The organism is Nitrospirillum amazonense (genome assembly GCF_007828045.1).
GTDB lineage: Bacteria > Pseudomonadota > Alphaproteobacteria > Azospirillales > Azospirillaceae > Nitrospirillum > Nitrospirillum amazonense_C.
In genome coordinates, this window is sequence record NZ_VITN01000019.1 from 65,122 (window position 1) to 86,859 (window position 21,738).

Annotated in this window: 16 protein-coding genes; 4 read left to right on the forward strand and 12 right to left on the reverse strand. The window is 67.6% G+C overall.

All coding sequences use genetic code 11. The features are described from left to right. The 9 genes from FBZ89_RS23550 to FBZ89_RS23590 form a co-directional block, all read right to left on the reverse strand. Entirely contained in the window at window positions 1–378 is a 378-nt protein-coding gene (locus FBZ89_RS23550) for a response regulator (protein WP_145752707.1), read from the reverse strand. 68 nt (window positions 379–446) lie between these two features. Next, entirely contained in the window at window positions 447–719 is a 273-nt protein-coding gene (locus FBZ89_RS23555; RefSeq protein WP_145752709.1) for a hypothetical protein, read from the reverse strand. An 87-nt stretch (window positions 720–806) separates the two neighbouring features. Next, on the reverse strand, window positions 807–2,129 hold the full coding sequence (locus FBZ89_RS23560) for an APC family permease (RefSeq protein WP_145752711.1): 1,323 nt from the start codon (window positions 2,127–2,129) through the stop codon (window positions 807–809). Between the two features lie 145 nt (window positions 2,130–2,274). Continuing rightward, a complete protein-coding gene (locus FBZ89_RS23565; protein ID WP_145752713.1) occupies window positions 2,275–3,759 on the reverse strand; it encodes a S10 family peptidase in 1,485 nt (494 codons plus the stop codon). A 145-nt stretch (window positions 3,760–3,904) separates the two neighbouring features. Further along, window positions 3,905–6,040 carry an amidohydrolase family protein gene (locus FBZ89_RS23570; RefSeq protein ID WP_246172494.1) on the reverse strand — a complete coding sequence of 712 codons (2,136 nt, stop codon included), beginning with the start codon at window positions 6,038–6,040 and terminating at the stop codon, window positions 3,905–3,907. Between the two features lie 242 nt (window positions 6,041–6,282). Further along, the gene (locus tag FBZ89_RS23575) at window positions 6,283–8,310 is read right to left on the reverse strand and encodes a S9 family peptidase (RefSeq protein WP_246172495.1); all 2,028 of its coding nucleotides are present in this window, start codon (window positions 8,308–8,310) and stop codon (window positions 6,283–6,285) included. Then, entirely contained in the window at window positions 8,288–9,772 is a 1,485-nt protein-coding gene (locus FBZ89_RS23580) for a S10 family peptidase (RefSeq protein ID WP_186457529.1), read from the reverse strand. The genes FBZ89_RS23575 and FBZ89_RS23580 overlap by 23 nt, the downstream gene beginning before the upstream one ends. A gap of 37 nt (window positions 9,773–9,809) precedes the next feature. Beyond that, window positions 9,810–10,313: a RidA family protein gene (locus FBZ89_RS23585; protein WP_145752717.1), complete on the reverse strand. Its 504-nt coding sequence runs from the start codon at window positions 10,311–10,313 to the stop codon at window positions 9,810–9,812. A gap of 121 nt (window positions 10,314–10,434) precedes the next feature. After that, window positions 10,435–11,688, reverse strand: a complete 1,254-nt coding sequence (locus FBZ89_RS23590) for an aminotransferase class V-fold PLP-dependent enzyme (protein WP_211115333.1) — start codon at window positions 11,686–11,688, stop codon at window positions 10,435–10,437. A gap of 418 nt (window positions 11,689–12,106) precedes the next feature. Between FBZ89_RS23590 and FBZ89_RS31215 the strand changes: the two genes are divergently transcribed. The 4 genes from FBZ89_RS31215 (at window position 12,107) to FBZ89_RS23615 (ending at window position 17,027) form a co-directional block, all read left to right on the forward strand. Continuing rightward, window positions 12,107–14,029, forward strand: a complete 1,923-nt coding sequence (locus tag FBZ89_RS31215; protein WP_211115334.1) for an ornithine cyclodeaminase family protein — start codon at window positions 12,107–12,109, stop codon at window positions 14,027–14,029. Window positions 14,030–14,033: 4 nt separating this feature from the next. Next, window positions 14,034–14,519 (forward strand): Lrp/AsnC family transcriptional regulator, encoded by a 486-nt coding sequence (locus tag FBZ89_RS23605; protein ID WP_004274133.1) that lies wholly within the window; start codon window positions 14,034–14,036, stop codon window positions 14,517–14,519. Window positions 14,520–14,668: 149 nt separating this feature from the next. Next, window positions 14,669–16,360, forward strand: coding sequence for a M61 family metallopeptidase (locus tag FBZ89_RS23610; protein WP_186457530.1), 1,692 nt, complete (start codon window positions 14,669–14,671; stop codon window positions 16,358–16,360). Window positions 16,361–16,541: 181 nt separating this feature from the next. Continuing rightward, window positions 16,542–17,027 carry an Lrp/AsnC family transcriptional regulator gene (locus tag FBZ89_RS23615; RefSeq protein WP_145752722.1) on the forward strand — a complete coding sequence of 162 codons (486 nt, stop codon included), beginning with the start codon at window positions 16,542–16,544 and terminating at the stop codon, window positions 17,025–17,027. Window positions 17,028–17,050: 23 nt separating this feature from the next. Here the strand turns inward: FBZ89_RS23615 and FBZ89_RS23620 are convergent, their stop codons facing one another. From FBZ89_RS23620 to FBZ89_RS23630, 3 genes are all read right to left on the reverse strand, one after another. After that, on the reverse strand, window positions 17,051–18,514 hold the full coding sequence (locus tag FBZ89_RS23620; RefSeq protein ID WP_145752724.1) for a S10 family serine carboxypeptidase-like protein: 1,464 nt from the start codon (window positions 18,512–18,514) through the stop codon (window positions 17,051–17,053). Window positions 18,515–18,556: 42 nt separating this feature from the next. Beyond that, window positions 18,557–19,771: a pyridoxal phosphate-dependent aminotransferase gene (locus tag FBZ89_RS23625; protein ID WP_186457531.1), complete on the reverse strand. Its 1,215-nt coding sequence runs from the start codon at window positions 19,769–19,771 to the stop codon at window positions 18,557–18,559. Window positions 19,772–19,954: 183 nt separating this feature from the next. Then, window positions 19,955–21,685, reverse strand: a complete 1,731-nt coding sequence (locus FBZ89_RS23630) for a M61 family metallopeptidase (RefSeq protein ID WP_145752728.1) — start codon at window positions 21,683–21,685, stop codon at window positions 19,955–19,957. Window positions 21,686–21,738 lie beyond the last annotated feature (53 nt).

Consider the following 21,738-nt stretch of genomic DNA (forward strand, 5'->3'; position numbering starts at 1 on the left):
TTAACCGCTGACAAGAAAACCCATATTCTGTATTCTTCTCAACAATACATCGATATCTGTTGGCTTCATCAGATAATCGTCCGCGCCAGCATCAAAGGATTTGTTGATCTTATTAATATCGCTTTCAGATGAGAACATCACTATTTTGGGTAAATTTCCTTTGGGCAGAGCCCTTATCTTCCTAATGAGATCCAGGCCATTCATGCCCGGCATGACCCAATCCACAAAGATCATGTCTGGTGAGCTTTCGCCAAATAGAGCTAAGGCCTCCGGTCCGCTGGCAACCTCCCACACCCGACTGCATCCAAGATGCAGAAGCATAACCTTCATAATGCGACGAATGATTCCATCGTCGTCAACAATCAAGCAAGTAGGCATTTTTGAACCTTTTGAGTAAAACTCGAGCTTTTAGAAAATGCGCCCTCGTTGCTTTTGCGTAATTTTATTTAAGAAAATTTAATCAGAATTCTCTTAAAAATATAACGGAATTTCAGTGTCTTGCGCTCCGGGAATGAACATGCTGCGCTATGAAAGGGCTGGTGGCGGAATATCGCGCGCACCTCCTCCATAGCGGAGGGGTCCAGCCATGAGCACGGCATGGCTTGGTTTGGATAATCGGCAAACTGCGCAGATGCCATCATGAGGGCGTGGCGAGAGCCGGCTGCGTTAAATCGGAACCACAGCCGGCTCTCGCTGAGTCTGTCCACGAGCAGCTTCACGCCCAAAGGTGATTCCACCTTTGGGCGATCTGCTCTAGGGGGAAGCCGCCCAACCCCATACCGGCAGCTCGGGATGTTGGAGGTCGATCATTCCGCCGGTGCACGATGCCGCTGAGTTTGGACATAATACGCTAACCCCAGCGCCAGCCACACGGCCAGCAGGGCGTAGGGCCGCCAGTCGGTGCCGAAGCCCAGGGCCGCGATGACCAGCGCGGCCAGCATGCCCAGGGCCGACAGCGCCTTCACCAAGCCCGGGCTGAAGCGCAGCCGGGCCTGGGCCCGCACCTCGGGGTGCTTGTCCGCCACATTGTAGGCGGCCAGGCACGAGCCGAAGTACTTCATCATGGTCGGCACGTTGATGGACAGCAGCAGGAACAACAGGCTGTCGGGCAGGAGCAGGCCGGTGCACGACGCCAGGAAAGCCACCACCGTCGCCACATGCGGCGTGCCAAAGCGCGGGTGGATGCGGCCCAGCGGCGCCGGCAGCATGCCGGTGGCGCCCATGGCGTAGAGGAAGCGGGCATAAACCAGGAAAATGGCGTTCATCGACTTGATCAGCGCCGCCACCGCCGCCGTGACGATCAGCGGCGTGGCCCAGCGGCCCAGCGTTGCCTGCGCCACCGCCAGCAGGGGCGCCTTGGCCGTCCCCAGCGCCTCTGGCCCCACGACGCTGAGGGCGGTGAAGGAGACGGCGACGTAGACCACCACGGTCAGCAACAGGCCCAGCGCGATGCCCCAGGGCACGACCGTCTTCGCGTTCTTGACCTCCTCCCCCACCTCGGTCGCGGTCTCGATGCCCAGGAACAGCTGGATCATCAGCGGCAGGGCCGCCAGGATGGGCGTCCAGCCGCCGGTCACGGCCTGCACGAACAGTTCCGCCTTCATCGCCGGGGCGCCGCTGACCACCAGCACGGCGAACAGGCCCAGCAGCATGATCATCAGCACCGTCTGGGCCCGCGCCGCCACGGCCACGCCAAGATAGTTCAGCGCGAAGATCAGGGTGAACAGGCCCAGGATGACCGGCACCGCCGGCAGGGGCAGCACCATGCCCAGGTAGTTCATCAGCACCCGGCCCAGCACGATCATGACCACGGCGTTGCTGAGCACCCGCAGCCAGACGATGGAAAAGGCGATGACCGGGTGGCTGAACCGCCGCTGCCATTCGTATGAGGCGGCGGTGCGGGGCACGGCCGAGGCCATGTAGGCGTAGACCAGGGCGAACAGCACCATGGGCAAGGCGGCCAGCCCGGCCGCCACCAGGATGCCGGCACCACCCACCTGCGCGGCGGGTCCCAGCACGGAGAAGATGGCGGCGCCGATGGCGGTGCCCGCCCCCAGCATCACCAGGTCGATCAGGGTGACGCCCTGTTTCAGGCCACCGGGCTCAAGGCCGGCCTTGCTGTCGCTCATGGGGAAGGAACCAATCCTGATTGTGCTCGGTCAACGGCATCACCATGCCGTTGTAGGACGCGACTGCGTCCGCCGGAACGAGTACCGAAGGGCGCAGTGAGGAAGCCAAGCCCGCGGACGCGGGCGCTCGGCGATTGAGGGAACACTATTGGCTGAGAAACGCGCGCACGTCGCGCGCCAGGGCGGCCCGCGCCTCATCGCCCAGATAGGGCATGTGGCCCGAAGGGTAGAGATGGGTTTCCGTCCGGTCCTGGGGAACGCCGGCATGGGCGAGAGTGTAGGCGGCGGCGCCCAGGGTGGTCACCAGGTCATAATAGCCGGCGCCGACCATGACCCGCAGGCGGGGGTTGCGGCGCATGGCGGTGGCCAGGTCCTTGGCATGGTTGGTCTCGGCGCCGGAGGCCGTGCCGTAGTCCCAGCGGGCATTGACGGTACGGAAGGAAATGGCCTCGTACGCCTCCGCCACCGTCACGTTCAGGTCGTGGCGGACATAGTCGTTGAAGGCGCCGACGAAGCCCGGCACGTACTGGCCCATGGCCGGGTCGTCGGCCACCGGGTCCTTGGCGCTGCCCGCCAGCGGCAGGGTGTAGCGGCCGTCATAGGCCCCGACCTCCTGACCCTGCGGCGCCAGCAGCTCATGCGCAAAGGTGGTGGTGCTGACGCGCAGGTCGTTGGCCTTGATGACGGCGGGTGACAGGCCGGTGAGCGTGGCGAGTTCCGCCGTCACCGCCTCCCGTTCCGCATCGCCCAGGGCGTTGCCGGCATACAGCGCCCTCAGGTAGCGGTCGGCGGCGAAGGCCTGGGCGGCGGCCACCTGTCCCTGCGCGGTGCAGCCGGCCGGCCCCTTGTGGTGATAGCAGGCGGTGGCGGCCAGGGTGGGCAGCGCCGTCAGATAGCGCGTGTCCTCGCCGGCGGAGCCCGACATGTCCATGGCCTGGCCCAGCAGGATGATGCCGTTCAGCGTCATGCCATCCATGGTGCCGGTCGCCATGGGGCCGCCGGCCAGCAGGCGGGCCACCACAGCGGCCCGGATGGTGCCGTAGCTTTCCGACATCAGGTATTTGGGCGCGTTCCAGCGGTCATGCTCCCGCGTCCAGCGCTCGATGACGTCCACGGTCATCTGCGCGTCCTGCGCCGTGCCATAGTACTGCTCCGGCTTGCCGTCCGGCAGGATGCGGCTATAGCCGGTGCCGGGCGGGTCGATCAGGACGATGTCGGCCACGTCCAACGGGCTGTCGGGGTTGTCGACCGTATGGAAGGGGGGCGTGGTCGGCGGGTGCACCGGGTCGGCGAAGTCGACACGCTTGGGTCCGACGAACCCCATGTGCAGCCACAGGCTGGCCGAACCCGGGCCGCCGTTGAAGACGAACACCACCGGCCGCACGGTGCCCTTGGGCACGTCGGTGCGGATGTAGCTGGTGGTGAAGACGCTGGCCGTCTTCTGCCCGGCCGGATCGGTCAGGATGGTTTCCGCCACCGTCGCCGTGTAGCGCAGCTTATGGCCGTCGAAGGTGCCACTGTGCTCTGAGGTGAATACGCGCGGCGCGCCCGCCTCCGCCGCGTTCGACGCCTTGCCTGTGAAACACGCCAGCATGACGCCGGCCATCAACGCCGTTTTATAGTTGCGCATTTTTTGTTCCCTCAAGCGCCGGGCGCCTGCATCCGCAGGCTTGGCTTATCCTCGGTTTCCAGTCCGCTTCGCTCCCCAGAAATCTCCGGCGGACGCAGTCGCGTCCTACAAGGGCATGAGTTAGATGCTCATGCCCTTGCCAGGCTCAGTCGCCCATGTCGTCGTCGTGGCCGCCGCCGAACAGTCCGGGCGCGCCCAGGCTGTCGCCAGGGCCGGCGTCCGCCTTGGGCGCCGTGACCGGCGGGGCGTCGGCGAAGGGCTTGATGCTCAGCGACTGGTAGATTTCGCTGGGGTAGTAGATGGCCCCGCCCTTCATCACCAGGCGCGCCTTCTTGACGGCGCGGATGTCCTGGGTGGGGTCGCCGGCGATCAGCACCAGGTCGGCCAGCTTGCCGCGCTCCACCGTGCCCAAATCGCCATGGCCCATATATTCCTCGGGCGACAGGGTGGATAGGCGCAGCACCTCCGCCGGGCTGATGCCGGCCATGGTGTACAGCTCCATCTCCCGGTGCACGGTGAAGCCGGTGACGTCGTCGGTGCCCGGCAGCAGGCGGATGCCCTTGTCGTGCAGCAGCTTCAGCGTCTCCAGCACCTTGGCGAAGGCCTTCACATAGGCCTGGTCGTCGGCCGGCGACTTCAGGGGCACGAAGGTGCGCTTGCGATAGCGCTGATAGCCGATGGGCATGTTGTCGAGGTAATCGACGTCACCCGGCGGCGTCACCCCGGCGCGGCTCAGCATCAGGCGTTCCAGGATGACGGCGGTGGGGTCATGGGCGATGTGCCCATCCGCCATCAGCTTCACCGTCGCCTGCACGGGCGCGGAGTTCAAATCCAGGTCGGCGGCGCGCGCCATGGCCGTCAGGCGCAGGGGCGTGCGGGTATCCTCCTCCGGCTTCAGCAGCCAGCCCAGCATCAACTGGTTGATGTGGGTGATCTCGCTATAGCCGTCCCTGATGCAGCGGTCGGGCGTGTCGAAGGCCGGCACGTGGCCGGTGACGGTCATGCCGCGCTTGTGCGCCTCGTCCGCGATGGGGCGCACCCAGTCGGGTGTCATGGAGTTGTAGATCTTGATCTGGAAATAGCCGCGGTCGGCATACCAGTCCACGGCCTTGACCGCGTCGGCCACCGTCTCCGGTATGATGCCGAAGCGGGCGGAATAGGGGCTGCGGCCTTCCAGGAAGCCGTTGGGCGTGATGCGCGGGCCCGCCAGTTCCCCCGCTTCGATGCGGGGCATCAGGTCCTGCAGGAAGGCGTTATCGTTGCCCATGTCCCGCGTCTCGGTGACGCCGGCGGCCAGGTAGAACAGCCCGGAATCGAGCGTGGTATGGGAATGCATGTCGTGCAGGCCGGGCATCAGCGTGCCGCCCTGCCCGTCCACGATCACCTGATCGTCCGGTTCGGCGGTATCTTGATCCGACGGCATGACGGCGGTGACGCGATCGCGCAGCACGATGACGGTGGACAGGCCGCCCAGCGTGCCGGTGCGCGGATCGAACACATGAACGTTCCGGATCCGAACCGGTTGGGTGTAGCGATGGGCCAGCGCCTTCTGCCGGTCGCGTGCCAGCGCGCGCTCCGCTTCTGCGCCCAGGGCCTGGATGGCGTGCGCCTCCTTCTCATGGCCCTGACGGATGCTCAGGTAGTGGCCGCCGAAGGTGGCGAACAGACGGCCCGCCTTGTCCAGCAGCACATAGTCCGGCTGGAGGTTCACGCCCTCGATCCGATAGAGCGTCAGGGCCACGGCGTCCTTGCCAGCGCCCAGCGTGGCGGCCTTGACCTTGACCAGGCGCATGGTGCCGGCGGGCAGCAGCGGCAGGTTGTTGCCCGGCGCCTTCAATAGGGCGCGGGCATAGACGCCCAGGGCCCAGGGGCTGTCATCGTTGACGACATACAGCGGCGCCTTGGCCGCGGGCACCGCCCCCTTGTCCGCCTGGCTGGTCCAGCTGGCCCGGCCGCCTTCCCACTTGAAGCTTTCACTGACGCTGCCACCCATCAGCGAGGTGCCGCCCACCGTCCAACTGGTGGGAATGCCGCCGGCGCCTACGGTCAGCGTTTCCTTGTGCTTCGGGCCCCGGCCGTTGTCATCGACATAATAGTCGACGCTGACCGACGCGCCATCGGTCGTGCCGGTGACGGTGCCGATGTTCTCCCCATTCTGGATGATGACCAGCTTTTCGGTGATGGCGGCGGCCTGCGCCATGCCGGCGGTCAGGGCCAGCGCGGCGGTGCCGGTCAGCCAGAGGATGGTCGCCAGATGGCGGGGGGAAACGCGCGTGTTCATGCCCGGTGCTCCTGCTTCTTCCCTGGGGCCGCCCGGAGGGGGGGCCGCCTGGTTGCCGGCCCAGCCTGTCCGGCGCACCGATGGCACGGCCGGGCCAGGATCCCTGTATTGGGGAAAGCCTATCGCGGGCTGGGGGGATAGATTATGCCGATATGGGGAAAGCCGCCGCAGTGCCGCATAAACTATGCCGCACCGCCACGATCCCGGCATAAGGGTGCCGGCGCCGCCAGCATCCCGCCCCCTTAGTTCTGAGCGCCACCAGCCGTGCCGGCGGCGCCAATGTGCCGGTCGAACCAGGCGATGATGCGGCGGTTCAAATCCTCAATGTTTTCCGCCTTTTGCATGACGTGGCCCTCATCGGCATAGACGATGAAGCTGGTTTCCACCCCCATGGCGCGCAGGGCATGCCAATACTCCCGCGTTTGCATCACCGGGGTTTCGATGTCGCGTTCCCCCACATGCAGCAGGGTGGGTGTCTTCACATTGCGGATGTAGCGGATGGGCGAGAGCCGGTCGTAAATCTCCGGATCCTCGTACGCCGACTTGCCGAAGAAGGGGATCATCCAGCGGTCGATGCCGTTCTGGCCGTAGTAGGAATACCAGTCGGACAGCCCGGCGCCGATGGCCGCGGCCTTGAAGCGTTGGGTCTGGGTGATGGCCCACATGCTCATGAAGCCGCCATAGCTGCGGCCGAAGATCATCAGCCGGTTGTCATCGACCGGCGCTTGCGCCTCCGCCGCGTCGATGCCGGCCATGATGTCGCGCAGGTCGCCGCCGCCGAAGTCGCGGATGTTGGCGCGGGTGAACGCCTCCCCCTGGCCGAAGCTGCCGCGCGGGTTGGGCAGGAACACGGCATACCCGGCCTTGGCGAAGGCGGCCATGATGTCGCCCCAGACGAAGCGCGGCGTGTGCGCGGCCGACGGGCCGCCGTGGATGTTCACCACCATGGGCCGCTTGGCGCCACTGGCCACCGGCGTCCTGGGCGTCACCAGCCAGCCCTGGACGGTCATGCCGTCGTTCTTCCAATTCAGGCTGGTGACGGTGACCAACGGCGCCAGGCCGTCGTTGTCGTGGGTGATGGCCGCCAGGTCACCCAGGCGCCCATATTCGATGCGGGGGCCGAAATCGAAGCCCTCCGCCACCCAGGCTGCGTGGGTGCCGGCGCGGTCCAATGCCAGTCGGCCGTCGCCGGCGGTGCGGGTGGCCGCGGCGGTCTTGACCTCGGTGACAGTCCCCTTGGCGGGATCGACCACGGCGCTGCCCGTCTCCCCACCCACGGTGACCCCGGCCACCAGCCGGTTGCCCCGCCACGCCAGTGAGGTCAGCGTGCCGGCATAGCCGGCCGTCACGTCCTTGGGCTCCCCACCGTTGATGGACATGGTGTAGACATCGCCGCCGAAGGAGCCGAAGTCGCTCATCAGCCCGCCGATGAAGGCCACGGTCTTGCCATCGGGCGAGACGCGGGGAAAGGCGATCTGCGGCCCTGTACCGATATTCTGGGGGCTGGCGATGACGCGGGCGGAACCGTCACGGCCGAAGGCGCGCAGGCTGGCGATCCACCAGTTGTTGTCGCCGTTGCCCTCGGCGGCGGTGGCGACGAAGCCCTTGCCGTCCGGCATCCAGTCATAGTCGTAGACGTAGGTCTTGTCCGGGCTGACCAGGCGCACGGCACCACTGGCGACCGTGACGATGGCGATGCGCTGGACATCGTCGCCCTCGCCCTGCTCCCCCACCTGGCGGGCGCCGGCATGGGTCGCCCCCGCCTCTTTCTTGGCGTTCTCGGTCACCAGCAGGGCGATTTCCGTGCCGTCCGGCGACCAGCGCGGCGTGCTGGCAAGGCCCTGGACGGCGGCCAGCGGGCGCACCGTCCCGCCTTTTGCTCCGCCCTCCGCCAAGTAGAGGATGGCTTGCCCGCCGGAAGTGCCGACGAAGGCCAGGACCTTGTCGTCCGGTGACCAAGCGGGCCCGGCATAGCGGCAGGCGGCGCAGGGGTCCAGCGTCAGGGCGACAGCGCCATCCCTGCCGCGCACCACCACGGTGCCATGGCCGGCGCTACCGGCCCCCTCAGCCTTGTCGGCCTCGACTGCCGCCAGGCGCTTGCCGTCGCCCGACAGACTAAGGCCGGTGTACTGGTGCGAACTGGCGGCCTGTGCACCGCCGGCCTGCATCTCCCCGGCAAGCGCGCCCCAAGCCGCGCCGGATACCGCCAGCACCAGGCTGATCGCCGGCGCCCCGACAAACCCGCGATCAGCGCCCCACCAAGAAGCCATGCATCATCTCCCGCATCCGAACCTGCCCCGCTTCCCCATCAAAGGGGCTGTGGCCCGCATCGAAGGCGGCAACGGTCACGCGGTCAAGAGGAATGCCGGCCCGGTCGATGGCGTAGCGGGCGGAGAGCAGCGGCACGGCCATGTCGTAATAGCCGCCAACCAGCAGCAGGCGGGTCCTGGGCTGCGTCTTCATCACCGGCGCGATGTCGGGCGCGGCGTTGACGTAGAATCCGTCCTCACGGTTGGCCGGCTGGAAGTTCCAGCCGAAGTTCACGTCCAGGGTCAGGGACACATAGTCGCGGTCCACCGGCACGTTCAGCTCATGCTTGAAATAGTCGGTGGCCACGCTGGAGGTGATGACGTTGGTGCGCCCCAGCCCCAGCGCCGGGTCCTTGGCGGCGGCCGGGCGGTCGGCGGGCGCGTCCTTGGGCGCGGGACCGGTGACGCGACCGTCCAGGCGGCCCACCACCAGGCCCTGGTCGGCCAGCAGCGTTTCCAGGAACTTCTGCGTGCCGATACGCAGGTTGGCGTCGGCGATGGTCTTGGCCGGCAGGCCGATCAGGTCGCCCAGGCGGGCGGCCACGGCGTCGCGCTCGGCCACCGGCAGCCGTCCGCCCTTCAGCAACGCGAGGGCGTAGGGCCCCTCGGCGTAATCGGCGGCCGCCTGGAACACCTGCTCCGGCGTCTGGGCATCGATCTTGGCGCGGCCATGCTTCCACGCCGTCACCGCCATGGCCGGCAGTTCGAAGATGTGCGGCAGGTCGTTGCCGGGATTTTCCGCCGCCGCCGTGAAGTCCAACGCGGGGGAGATGAGGATCAGGCCGGCGATGGGCAGGTCGCCCACGAACTTCATCATGGTGGCGAGGCGAAAGCCGCCGTAGCTTTCACCGGCGATGTAGACGGGGGCACCGGTGCGCCCCTGGTCGCGCAGCCAATCACGGATCAGGCCCAGCACCGCCTGGGCATCGCCGTCGGCGTTCCAGTAGGGATGGCCGTCGCCGCCGGGCAGCACGCGGCTGAAGCCGGTCCCCACCGGGTCGATGAACACCAGGTCGGCATCGGCCAACAGGCTGCGCGGGTTGTCGGCCAGCACGCGGTTGCCGTCAGCGCCCTTCACGATGCTGCGCGGCCCGAAGGCGCCGAAATGCAGGGGGGAGGATGAGGCGCCGGGCCCGCCGTTGAAGACGAACAACACCGGCCGGGTGTTCGCCACAGGACTCGCCATATAGGCGGTGGCGGAGATCGAGGCCAAGGGCCTGCCGGCCGCGTCCTTCAGCACCTTTTCGGCAAAAGTGGCGGTGTAGCGCACGACCTTACCGTCCAGCGTGATGCTGTGGGACGTGGTCACCGGCCCAAGGATGGGGCCCGCGATCTCGGGCACCGGCGCACCTTGAGCGAGCGCCGCCACCGGGGCGGCCGTCATCATCAGGCTCAGAACCAGGCCGCGCACCCGTTTGCCCATCGTAGTACCCCCACCCGCTTGTCTTGAATTGTTTGGCCTATTTGGATGCGTAGGCCCAGCACTCGACCTCGACGCCCGCGCCCAGCGGCAGGGCGCTGACGCCCATGGCGCTGCGGGCCGGCAGCCGGTCCGGCTTGAAATAGCTGACATAGACCTGGTTGAAGGCCGCCCACTGCGTCATGTCGGTCAGCATGACGCTGCATTTGAAGACGGCGCCCATGCCGCTGCCCACGCGGCCCAGGGCGGCGCTGATGTTATCCATGGCCGCCTTGGCCTGGACCGCCATGTCGCCCACCACCTTGCCGTCCTGGGTCACGCCCAGCTGGCCGGAAACGTAGAGGATGTCGCCCACGCGCACCACCTGGGAATAGGGCACCTTGGTCGTCTCGGGACGGTAGAATTGCACGCCGGCCGATGGTGCCGCGATGGTGCCATCGGTGGCACCACCGCCCTCATCCGGGCCGCCGGGCGGGGCGGCCGTCAGGGCCAGGGCGGGGCCGGCCAGCAGGCAGCCCAGCAAAGCCAAATTGATGATGCGCATGGAAACATGTCCCCGTTCCGGCGAGTGGGACGGCATGTTACCGCCCACCCTGCCCGGCATTTTTCTGAATAAACCCAACTGCCAAAACTCTCTTTTTAACAGGCAACTCGAACGCACGACCTCAGGCATGACCGAGTGCGGCGAGCAGCCGGTCGATATCGGTGTGATCGTTGAACACCGAAGGGGTGACGCGGAAGCGGTTGGCGCTGACCGTCATCTTGATCTTGGCCGCCGCCAGCTTGGGCCCCAGTTTCTCCCGCGCGTTCTCATAGGCGCAGGTGATCAGGGGCGTGGTGGCCTCGGGCGGGGTCATCAGGCTGTAGCCCATCTTGGGCAGTTCCTGCTTCAGCCGGCCGATCAGGTCCTGGGCATGCGCCTGGATGGCCGGCACGCCCACGCCCAGGATGTAGTCCAGGGAATGGTCCAGCTGCGCGATCACCGTGTGGGCATGGGTCCCGTGGGCGAAGGTGCCCTCCGCCGTGTCGGCGTAGGCGTAGTCGGCGATCATGTCGCCCGGCGGGTCAAAGGGATAAATGTGCGGCTTGAACGCGCTCATCCCGTAATAACCGTACTCGGTGCGGGCCAGCTGCGCGCGGGCGGCCTTGGTGCCGTAGACGAAGCCCAAGCCGAAATCGCCCATCAGCCACTTGTAGCTGGCGCAGGCGGCGAAATCGACGCCGCTGCCCTTCAAATCAACGGGCACGCAGCCGGCGGCATGGATGATGTCGGCGTAGACCAGGGCGCCGTTGGCATGCGCCAGGTCGCACACCGCCTTCAAATCATGCTCGAAGCCGTTGATGGTGGAGACCAGCGACAGGGCCACCAGCTTGGTATCCTTGCGGATGGCCCGCTTCAGGTCCGCCAGCAGGATGCGGCCGTCCTTGGGCTCCACCCACGTGACCTCCACCCCACGGCGCTGCATCTCCTCATACAGCGGCAGGGAACCGAAGAAGTGCAGCGTGTCGGTGACGATGTGGCCGCCCGATTTGGGAAGGCCCAGGCCGCGCAGCACCATCTGCTCCCCCGCCGTGGTGCTCTGCACATAGGCGATGTCGTCGGCGTCGGCATTCACCAGACGGGCGAACTTCTCCCGCACGCCGTCGTCGGGCAGGTCATAGTGCGCCGCCGCCGGGTCCAGCATGCGCTTGGACAGATAGGTATCGACGGCGGCCTTGGCGCCCGTGCTGACGGGGTGCTGGGACCCGCTGTCGAGATAAACCAGGTCGTGGGGGAAAAAGGACGCCTTGTCTGGAAAGCGGGTGGGCAGGGTCGGCTTGGGCGCGGCGGCCGGGGCCGTCTGGGCGCCCACGGCGGCCGGCACGACTTCGGCCATGGTGAGGGTGCCGGCGGCCAGCATCACGTCCCTGCGCGTCATTCTCATCCGTGTCACTCGTGGCTATGGAAGGCGCCCGCTGCGCGCCGGGTGCTCCCCCTGAAGCCAGGCCCCGACTGAAACCTATGCTAGCTAAAAGCGTGGGGGCATTTTTGGCGAAGTTGCGGGCGTTTGGCGGGCCGCGTGGAAATTTTATCCGAGAGGCGGATGGCAGGCGCATGAATATGCCGAGCAGCAGTATCCTCGGGACTATCTTTCCGCCATGAGTGCCACCAAGCCGGCGATGGAGGGCGGTTCTTCTCACCCCCTTTCGCGGCACCCACGCATAAAACTCGCGACAGTTTGGCAAAGTGGTGGAAATTTTACCGGGCCCGAGCCAGCGTTGCCCGGAACTCCGGAAAGAAAAACCCCACCCCCTGCCCTAAGGTTGTTCGGGAACAGGATGACAGGGAAGACACCCATGGGTTTCGCACCGTCCGGCCTTGCCGTTTTCGATGCCGCCGCCGTTCGCGCGGCCCTGGGGTACGGGGCGGCCATACCCGCCGTCCGCCAGGCCATGGTGGACTTGAGCACCGGACGGGTGCGCCAGCAGCTGCGCAGTTTCATCAGCCTGGGTGCCGGCCGCACCTTCGCCATCATGCCGGCGGCCTTCGTCGGGGCGGACCAACCCGGCTACTTCGGCGCCAAGCTGGTCAGCGTCTACAACGACGGCCAGGGCCGCAAGGCGCATGAGGGTCTGGTGGTGCTGTTCAACGGCGCCAGTGGGCGGCCCGTCTGCCTGGCGGACGCGGCGGAGGTCACGGCCATCCGCACGGCGGCGGCCAGCGCCGTGGCCACCGACGCCCTGGCCCGGCCGGATGCCGACACCCTGGCCCTGGTGGGTATCGGCCGCCAGGCCCTTGCCCATACCCTGGCGCTGGCCAGCGTCCGCCGCCTGCGCCACATCCGCGTCTGGGGCCGCGACCCGGCCAAGACCCAGGCCTTCGCCGCCCAGGTGCAGGCCGCCACCGGCATCGACACCCAGGCCCATGACAGCGTGCAGCGGGCGGTGGCCGGTGCCGCCATCGTCTGCACCGTCACCGCCGCCGCCGACCCCATCCTGCGCGGCGACTGGATCGCCCCCGGCACCCATGTGAACGTCGTGGGGTCAAGCGGCCCGGCCCAGGCGGAGATCGACACCGACCTGGTGGCGGCCAGCCGCTTCATCGTCGACCACCGGGAGCATGTGCTGGTCCATGGTGGGGAGTTCCTGCGCGCCAAGGCGGCCGGCATCCTCGGTGACGACCACATCGCGGCGGAGATTGGCGCGGTGCTGGCCAGCCAGGCGCCGGGCCGGCAGTCGGCGGAGCAGATCACCGTCTACAAGTCCCTGGGCCACGCCGTGCAGGACTTGGCCGCCGCGGCCTGGCTGTATGAAAACGCCCGCCATCCCGCGCCATCGTCCCTGCCCATCGTCGATGGGCACGCCGTGGCCGACCGCCTGGGCTACGACACCTGCATCCCCATCGTGCGCCAGGCCATGACGGCCCTGTCTAAGGGAGAGACGCAGCAGCTGCCGCGCGGCGTGCTGCCCCTGGACCACGGCCACATGTTCGGCGTCATGCCAGGCGCCCTCAACGGCGGGCCCTTCGGCGCCAAGCTGGTGGCCGTGTTCCCGGACAATTTCGACAAGGGCCTGCCCTCGCACCAGGGGGTCATCGTCCTGTTCGACCGCGACAGCGGCCGGCCCCTGGGCGTGGTCGATGGCGGCGAGGTCACGGCCATCCGCACGGCGGCGGCCAGCGCCGTGGCCACCGACGCCCTGGCCCGGCCCGAGGCCAAGACGCTGGCCCTGCTGGGCTATGGCGAACAGGCCCTGACCCACGCCCGCGCCATCGCCCGGGTGCGCCGCCTGAGCCGTATCACAGTCTGGGGCCGCGCGCCCGACCGTGCCGCCGCCTTCGCTGCACGGCTGGGGGCTGAACTGGGCCTGCCCGTGCGCACCGCCGCCAGCGCGCAGGAGGCGGTGGTGGACGCCGACATCGTCTGTACCGTGACGGCGGCGAAGGAGCCCATCCTGCAGGGCGCCTGGGTGGCGCCGGGGGCGCATGTGAACGTCGTGGGCTCCAGCATCGCCGGCCCGGCGGAGGTGGACCATGACCTGGTCATCCGGTCCCGCTTCATCGCCGATTGCCGGGAACACGTGCTGCGCCAGGGAGCGGAGTTCCTGCGGGCCAAGGCCGCCGGCCTGATCGGCGACGCCCACGTGGTGGCGGAGATCGGCGCGGTGCTGGCCGGCCACGCCGAGGGCCGACAGTCGGCGGAGCAGGTCACGCTCTACAAGTCGCTGGGCCACGTCGTCCAGGACCTGGCCGCCGCCTGGCCGCTGCTGAAGAAGGACTGAGGCCATGGCGAACGCGGAACTGGACGCCATCGACATGAAAATCCTGACCCACATGCAGCGCGACGCCTCGCTGACCACGGCGGAACTGGCGGAGCGGGTCGGCATCTCGCAATCCCCCTGCTGGCGCCGCGTGCAGCGCCTGCATGACGAGGGCTATATCAAGGCCCAGGTGGTGCTGGTCGACCGGCAGAAGCTGGGCTTCGACATGCACATCTTCGCCCAGGTGAAGATCGCCCGTCTGTCGGAAGAGGAGCGCGAGACCTTTTTCCGTGGCATCCAGAACATTCCCGAGGTCTTGGAGTGCTACACCGTCTTCGGCGAGATGGACGCCCTGCTGAAGATCGTGGCGCCGGACGTGAAGTGGTACCAGGAGTTCATCTTCAACACCCTGATGAAGTTGCCCGGGGTGGAGGACATCCGGTCCATCGTCACCCTGTCGGAGGCCAAGAGCACCACGGCCATCCCGCTGAAACCGCGCACATTCCAATAATCGCCGCACCGGCGCATAGCCTATGCCGCGGCGTCCGCGCGGGCCCGGCACTGGGAAAACATAAACCTACCGCCGCCCGCCATCATGCGGGAACGCGGGGGCGTATGAGCGGCCGGGAAACGGCCGGACAGAACAGGTGGGAACCCTTCATGAGAAAGCTGACCTTTGGCCTGCTGGCCACCTCCATGCTCACGTTCACTGCCGCGGCCGCCGAGAGGCCGGCGCCCCTGGACGTGGTGCTGCACCCGCATGCCAGCGGCGGCGTGGCCGACCGCATGGACGTGGAACTGCGCATCGCCCATCCCGGCGTGGCCGCCGGCCAGCCCCTGCTGCGTATGCCGACCACCGTCGTCTCCACCCCCACGGCGGGCTATGACGCCAGCGCCATCGTGGCGCGGGACGACAAGGGTCCCCTGCCGCTGACCATGGCGGATGAGGCGCCGACGCCCACCGGCGCCTATCGCCACTATGACGTGGGCCGGACCACGGTGGGCGACGTGGTGGTGCGGTATGGCACCCCGCCCCGCGCCGTCAGCGTCGCCACGCGCAACGGGCCGCTGTTCGACCTGCGCCAACAGGCGGACGGCCTGATGGGCGCCGGTGTCTATTTCATGGCCCTGCCGGCGGGGGAGCAGCCCTATCGCATCAGCCTGAAGTGGGACCTGTCAGGCATGCCCAAGGGCGCCCGGGGGATCTGGAGCCTGGGCGAAGGCGACCAGTCCACCGTGGGCCCGGCGGAGCTGCTGGCCTTCTCCTTCTACGCCACCGGGTCGGTGAAGAGCGTGCCGGCGGAGGGACAAGGCAATTTCGGCCTGTATTGGCTGGTCCAGCCGCCCTTTGACGTGAACGGCCTGGCCACGGGCATCCAGCGCCTCTACGGCTACATGGCCCATTTCTTCAAGGATGACGGCGCGCCCTACCGCGTGTTCATCCGCGCCAATCCCTACCCCGCCGGCGGCGGCACGGCATTGGCCAGGTCCTTCATGTTCGGCTATGGCGTGGACGGAACCACCGCCAGCAGCGACACCCAGATGCTGCTGGCTCATGAGATGACCCACAACTGGCCCAGGCTGGACGGCGGCGAGCATGCCGCCACCGCCTGGTACACCGAGGGCATGGCCGAATATTATTCCGTCGTGCTTGCCCTGCGCGCCGGCGTGATCGACCAGGCCAAGTTCCTGCGCGTGGTGAACGACCATGCCTCCGGCTACTACACCAACCCTTACGTGGCCCTGACCAATACCCAGGCCGGCGCCAAATTCTGGAGCGACGCCCGCGCCCAACGCGTACCCTACGGCCGAGGATTCATGTATCTGGCCCGCATCGACGCCGAAATCCGCGCCAAATCCGGCGGTACGCGCAACCTGGACAATCTGGTCCTTGAGGTGCTGGACCGCCAGCGCAAGGGCGAGAAGGTGGACCTGGAGCAATGGGTCGCCATGGTGGTGCGCGAGTTGGGCGACGGCGCGCGACAGGAGTACGAGGACATGGTGGCCGGCAAGCTGATCGAGCCCGCTCCCACCGGCTTCGCCCCCTGCTACCACGCCGTGAAGGCGCCGGAGCGTCCCTTCGACCTGGGCTATGACGAGATGCGCCTGGGGGTGGTGGCCGATCTGCGCCCCGACAGCCCCGCCGCCCAGGCCGGTGTGAAGGAAGGCGACGTGATCGTGAGGTCCAGCCCCAAGCAGTCGCTGATGGACGACCCAACCAAGCAGATGGAGATCACCGTCAAGCGCGATGGCCAGGAGCGGAGCTTCACCTACCTGCCGCGCGGCCAGGCCGTGACCGGCTGGCACTGGGAACGCGTGCCGGGGGTCGAGGACGGCGCCTGCCATCTGTGACGCAGGGCCAGTCGCCGCATCCAAGGCCGGGGCTCATCTCCCCGGCCTTTTTCATGGCCGCCGCCCAGTGGCTCCCCAAAACCGGCACTACCGGGGGAGATTCAAAGAAGGTAGATTTATGCCGGACTGGGGCGGAAGACCCCATGGGCGATGCCAGAATGAACAGGGGACCACATAGGATATGCCGGCCGCGGAACTCGACGCCATAGATATGAAAATCCTGACGCTGATGCAGAAAGACGCGTCACTGACCACGGCGGAACTGGCTGAAAAGGTTGGGATTTCCCAATCACCCTGCTGGCGCCGCATCCAGCGCCTGCAGGGCGAGGGCTATATCAAGGGCCAGGTGGTCATCGTCGACCGGGAGAAGCTGGGCTTCCACATGCAGATCTTCGCCCAGGTGAAGATGGCCCGGCTGTCGGAAGAGGAACGCCAGACCTTCTTCCGGGGTGTGGAGAACATTCCCGAGATCCTTGAATGCTATACGGTATTCGGGGAGATGGACATCCTGATGAAGGTCGTGGCGCCGGACGTCAAATGGTATCAGCAGTTCATTTTCAGCAGCCTGATGAAGCTGCCGGGCGTGCAGGACATCCGCTCCATCGTGACCCTGTCGGAGGCCAAGCACACCACGGCCGTGCCGCTGAAGCCTCGCCAGTTCCAGTGAATAAAATTACCCACCGGGTCCGGTCAGGGCCGGTGGGTGATAAAGCGGCCAAGGTCGGCGCTGAGACGCACCCGCGCCTCGGGGTCGCGGTACATCATGTGGCCGCCGCCATAGCAGTTCACCGATAGCCGGGCGGACAGGCCGGGCTCCAGCCTGGTTTTCAGGATCTCGTTGGCGGCGCAGCTGTTCAGGCTGTCGTACAGCCCCGCCGCGGCGAAGACGCGCAGGGCGTCGTCCCTCTCCATGGCCCTGCGGATCCAGGGCTCCGCGCCGGGCGGCCCCTCGCCCGCGCGCGCGGCGGCGATGGCGGCGGCGAAGGCGGCCGGTGAGGTGTCGCCGGAATTGTAGTCCCACTGCTCGCCCACCGGTTTGGCCGCCGGGTCGGTGTCCTTTTCCAGCCCCAGGTAAGGCAAGTCGGTGTGATAGCCCAGGGTCTCGCGCAAATAGCGCACCATGACGGCGGCGCCCGGCTCCTCCGCGTCCGCCTGGCCGGCCCCCGGGTTCAGCGGCGTGCTGATGCGCATGTCGAAGGTATCCAGGCGGCGGCCGGGCAGCAGATTGTTCAGGAACTGGCGAGAGGAGACGGTCAGGCTGGTCCCATCGACCAGGGACGGGTCCACGCCCATTCGGTGGGCAACATCCTGGACCAGGGCCGCCTTCTGCTGGGCGCTGAGGTCGCCCAAGTGGGTCAGTGCCGGGGCGTAAACCTGTTCCGCCCAGGCGCGGGTGACATCGGCCGTGGCCGATGGGCTGGCTCCCGCCAGGCTGGCCGGCAGGCGGCCGTGCACCTGGGCGGCGGCGGCGCGGCCCGGCAGCTTCAGCGCCGTCACCAGTTCCTTGGGCAGCACCGGCCCCACGGGAATGCCGCCGGAAATGAGGACGACGCCCGCGACCGGACGGCCGCGCTTCTCCAGCGCCTCCGCCACGCCGGCGGCGCGCCAGACGCCGAAGCTTTCGCCGACCAGGTAGATCGGTGTCCGGGCGTCGGCATGGCGCTGGGTCCAGGCCTGCACGAAATCGGTGATGGCGGATTGATCGCCCAAGGTGCTGTAGAAACGCGGCCCATCCTGCGCCGTGGCCGGGCGGCTGAAGCCCGTACCCACGGGATCGACGAACACAAGGTCGCTGTCAGCCAGCAGGGTCTGGGCGTTGTCCACCAGGGCGCCGCCCTCCAGCCGCTTCGGGCCGAAGGCTTCGAAATGCAGCAAGGTGGCGTTGGCGCCGGGCCCGCCATTCCACAGGAAGGTGACCGGCCGCCCACCTTGCCCGGGAACACGATAGGCGACATAGAAGACGTGGCCCCGCACCACACCCTGCGCATCGGTCAGGTCCAGGGTCGCGGCCTCGGCCACGTAGTGCAGCGGCTTGCCCGCCAGGGTGATCTGCTGGGCGACCCCGGGCGGGGGTGTCACCGCCGTGTCATGAGCCGCACAGCCCGCCAAGGCCAGGGCCACCGCACCGATGCCGTTCCGTATCGCTGCCCGCATGCTCCCGCTCCCCCGTTGCCGCGTTTCCGTGCCGCGTTTCCGTCAGCGGTCCCGCCAGGCCCGCAGGCCGGCGTGCAGCCGGCTCAATCCCCGGTCCAATGTCTCGGCGTCGCCGGCGTAGCCCAGGCGGACATGGCCGGCCAAGCCGAAATACTCACCCGGCGCCACCAGCAGATCGACCTGATTCCACAGGTGGCGGGTCAACGCCAGGGTATCCGCCACCCCGATGATGCGGGGGAAATAAAGGCACCCGGCCGCCGGCACGGCGCCCTCGATCAAGCCCTCGTCCCGCATGGCGGCGGCGTGGCGGCGCAGCACCGGCGTGGTGGCGGTCATGACCGCCTGCCAGTGCCGGTCGAAGGTGTCGGCGTTCTCCATCACATGCGCGGCCACAGCGTGCGACAGCTTGGACACGCCTACATCGCCCTCGGGCTGACCGGCCCGGATGCGGGCCAGCACCCCGGGTGCCGCCACCATCCAGCCGCACTTCAGCGCGAACAGGCCGAACACCTTGGTCAGACTGGCCAGGCTGACGATGTTGGGCGCCAGCTTGGCCGCCAGCCCCGCCGAGGGGCGCCGGGCGAAATCGCCGTAGACCTCATCCACCACCAGCAACGCGCCGACGGCGGCCGCCGCTTGCGCCACGGCCTTCAGCGTGGCGTGGTCCAGGAACACGCCGGTGGGGTTGTGCGGATTGGTCAGGATGACCAGGCGGGTCTCGGGCGTCAGCTTGGCCGCCACCTGGACCGGGTCGATGCCGAAATGCGGCGCCGGCCGATCCACCTCGTCCACCACGGCGCCCACCTCCAGCGCCAGGTTGGTGAGAAGCTTGAACCCCGGGTTTTCGATCAGCACCCGTTCGCCCGGCTTCACCAGGGCGCGCAGGATCAGTTGCAGGCCGCCGGTGACGCCGGTGACGGTCTGCAACCGCTCCGGCGTCTCGTCATAGCGCGCGCACAGCGCATCGACCAGGAAGCGGTTGCCGTTAGCGAAGACGCTGACATAACGACTGCTGAGCTGGGGGGCGCCCTCCCCATCCACGGTCACCAGCGACTTGGCCACCAGCCGGGCCAGCAGATCCGAAGGTTCGCTGATGGTGCTGTCGTACAGGGCGATGGCGTTGGGCCGGCCGGCGAGCGCGCGTATGGAGCCCCGCACCCAGTCGGAATATTGGGTGGCCGCGAAGAAGTCGCCGCCGGACGGGGTGCCGGACGGGACGTTGGATGCGGGACCGACGGATTTACCGGCAGATTTCAAGGCGTACTTCCTATTCGGGCGAGGCGTTCGGGCGCGAGGGGCCACCGAAGCCGGCGATGCCTAAATTCTATTCGACTTGGCGGGTGCTTTTTTGCGTATGCCCGGGTCCGGCGGGTTGGCGGCGGTCGGTTTATGCGGCATTCCGCCGAAGCCGCGCATAAGCTGACCGCACCGGTTCCCGCCCTATCGGCAATTGGCCGGCGCATCCGGGCGACGGACCCATTGATAGGCCTGCACCGTTTCGCCCCGGGGCAGGTAGGTGATGGGGAAGACCTGGCCATCACGGCGTATCTGCAGGGTCAGCGTGGCGTGCTGGTTTCCCTGGATCATGTCCTGCGGCACGGGCTTCACGATCTCATCCCCATCGCGCAGGCCGGCGTCCGCCGCGGCCGAGCCGGGGATCAGACCGTGCACCACCCGCTTGGACTGGATCAGCACCTCGGGATCGAACCCCAGTTGATAGCGGCGCAAGGGGGCCGTGGTGCGGGTGAAGCAGGGGCCGAAGGCGTCATCGTCCGGCAGGACCAGGGCGCCATTCAGCATGGCATCCAGTTCCACCTTGCCGCGCGGGCCCAGTTCCCGGGTGACGATCTCCACCCAGGCGGCGTGGTCCATGGGCCGGCCGTGGCGGCGGCGGTCCAGCATGGCCAGGATCAGCTCATCCAGGGAGCGCTTGCCGTGGCTGGCCTTGCGCACTTCGCCGTCCACCAGGGCGAAGTAGAGGGCGCCCCGGTCATAGGGCAGCACGCGGATGCGGGTGTCGGCCCAGAAACGGTCCGGGATGGCGCTGTTGGGCGTGTCGTTCAGGGCGTTGGTGTAGTAGCGGGCGGCGGTGGTATTGAGATCCCTCAGGAACTCATCACCCGTGATCATGCCGGCGCGCAGCGGCAGGCGGTTCTGATAATAGACCGCGATACCCTCGCCAAACCAGGATGAGGCCAGGCCCTGCGGCCCGTCTGCCTTTGATGCGTCCAGGGACCGCACGAAGGTGTGCACCATCTCGTGCGCCAGGGTGAACTTGAAGTCCTTCACGTCGGTCTTCTGGTCGAAGGTGCCAATGAAGGCGCCGTTCAGTTCCACGCCGCCGCCGGCGTTCACCAGGTTGGGCCGCAGGAAAACGCCGTAGGGCGGCGTGCCCACCGCTTTGAAATAGCCCAGGTAATGGTGATACAGCGATTCCGTCCACCGCATCAGTTCCGTACCGTCGAAGGGCGGCGTGCCTTGCCAGGCGGAGAAGAAGCCTTGCTTGGGTGGAACCTCGGGATAGCGGTGGATGGCGCCGCCCATGACATAGGTGACGCCCAGATCCTCGGCGCTCAACGGACCGCTGGAGGTCACATCACCCGTGCCGAAGTTGGAAACGCCGGCGGCGCCGGGGCCGGTCGCCGACAGATCCCAACGCAGCGCCAAGCCATACTTGGCACCCGCCTCCGGCAGGATGAGGAAGGTCTCGGCCGCACCGGAAAAGCCGCCGCCGTCGGTGCGCAGTTCCAGCGGCGGGGCGGCGCCGCGCGGGTTGGCCAGAGTGGTGATGGGCGCGCGGTAACGGACCGTCAGCGCGCCCTTGACCGCCCGCGCCGCCGTCCAGTGGCGGTAGGCCATGGCCGGCCTGTCGGCATCGTCCTTGGCCGTCAGCGCGACGGGACCGGCGGCGTCGCTGGCCGTCAGAGCCGTCAGCGCGTCGGCGACACTCTTGACGTTGTTGGTCACCAGCGGCAGGCGCAGCAGTGGCGCCCCTGCCTCCGCCGCCACGTCCGGAATTTCAACCGTGACGTCAACAAAAGGTACCACCCCGGCCCCATCCGCCGCCGCCGGCTTCAGCGTCACGGCCAGCTGGGATGCGCCCGCCAAGGCCACCGGTGCGGCGGACAACGCCAGCAGGGCCGCCAAGCCACCCGTCTTGAAATACCGCATGCCCGCGCCCCGCCTGTTTCTACCGACCCCAGAAAACAGGGCCGCCCCGGAAA

Bases quoted from the DNA above. Each gene is read 5' to 3' on its own strand.
- FBZ89_RS23550 (WP_145752707.1), bottom strand. From the start codon at position 378: ATGCCTACTTGCTTGATTGTTGACGACGATGGAATCATTCGTCGCATT.
- FBZ89_RS23560 (WP_145752711.1), bottom strand. From the start codon at position 2,129: ATGAGCGACAGCAAGGCCGGCCTTGAGCCCGGTGGCCTGAAACAGGGC.
- FBZ89_RS23565 (WP_145752713.1), bottom strand. From the start codon at position 3,759: ATGCGCAACTATAAAACGGCGTTGATGGCCGGCGTCATGCTGGCGTGT.
- FBZ89_RS23570 (WP_246172494.1), bottom strand. From the start codon at position 6,040: ATGAACACGCGCGTTTCCCCCCGCCATCTGGCGACCATCCTCTGGCTG.
- FBZ89_RS23575 (WP_246172495.1), bottom strand. From the start codon at position 8,310: ATGGCTTCTTGGTGGGGCGCTGATCGCGGGTTTGTCGGGGCGCCGGCG.
- FBZ89_RS23580 (WP_186457529.1), bottom strand. From the start codon at position 9,772: ATGGGCAAACGGGTGCGCGGCCTGGTTCTGAGCCTGATGATGACGGCC.
- FBZ89_RS23585 (WP_145752717.1), bottom strand. From the start codon at position 10,313: ATGCGCATCATCAATTTGGCTTTGCTGGGCTGCCTGCTGGCCGGCCCC.
- FBZ89_RS23590 (WP_211115333.1), bottom strand. From the start codon at position 11,688: ATGACGCGCAGGGACGTGATGCTGGCCGCCGGCACCCTCACCATGGCC.
- FBZ89_RS31215 (WP_211115334.1), top strand. From the start codon at position 12,107: ATGGGTTTCGCACCGTCCGGCCTTGCCGTTTTCGATGCCGCCGCCGTT.
- FBZ89_RS23605 (WP_004274133.1), top strand. From the start codon at position 14,034: ATGGCGAACGCGGAACTGGACGCCATCGACATGAAAATCCTGACCCAC.
- FBZ89_RS23610 (WP_186457530.1), top strand. From the start codon at position 14,669: ATGAGAAAGCTGACCTTTGGCCTGCTGGCCACCTCCATGCTCACGTTC.
- FBZ89_RS23615 (WP_145752722.1), top strand. From the start codon at position 16,542: ATGCCGGCCGCGGAACTCGACGCCATAGATATGAAAATCCTGACGCTG.
- FBZ89_RS23620 (WP_145752724.1), bottom strand. From the start codon at position 18,514: ATGCGGGCAGCGATACGGAACGGCATCGGTGCGGTGGCCCTGGCCTTG.
- FBZ89_RS23630 (WP_145752728.1), bottom strand. From the start codon at position 21,685: ATGCGGTATTTCAAGACGGGTGGCTTGGCGGCCCTGCTGGCGTTGTCC.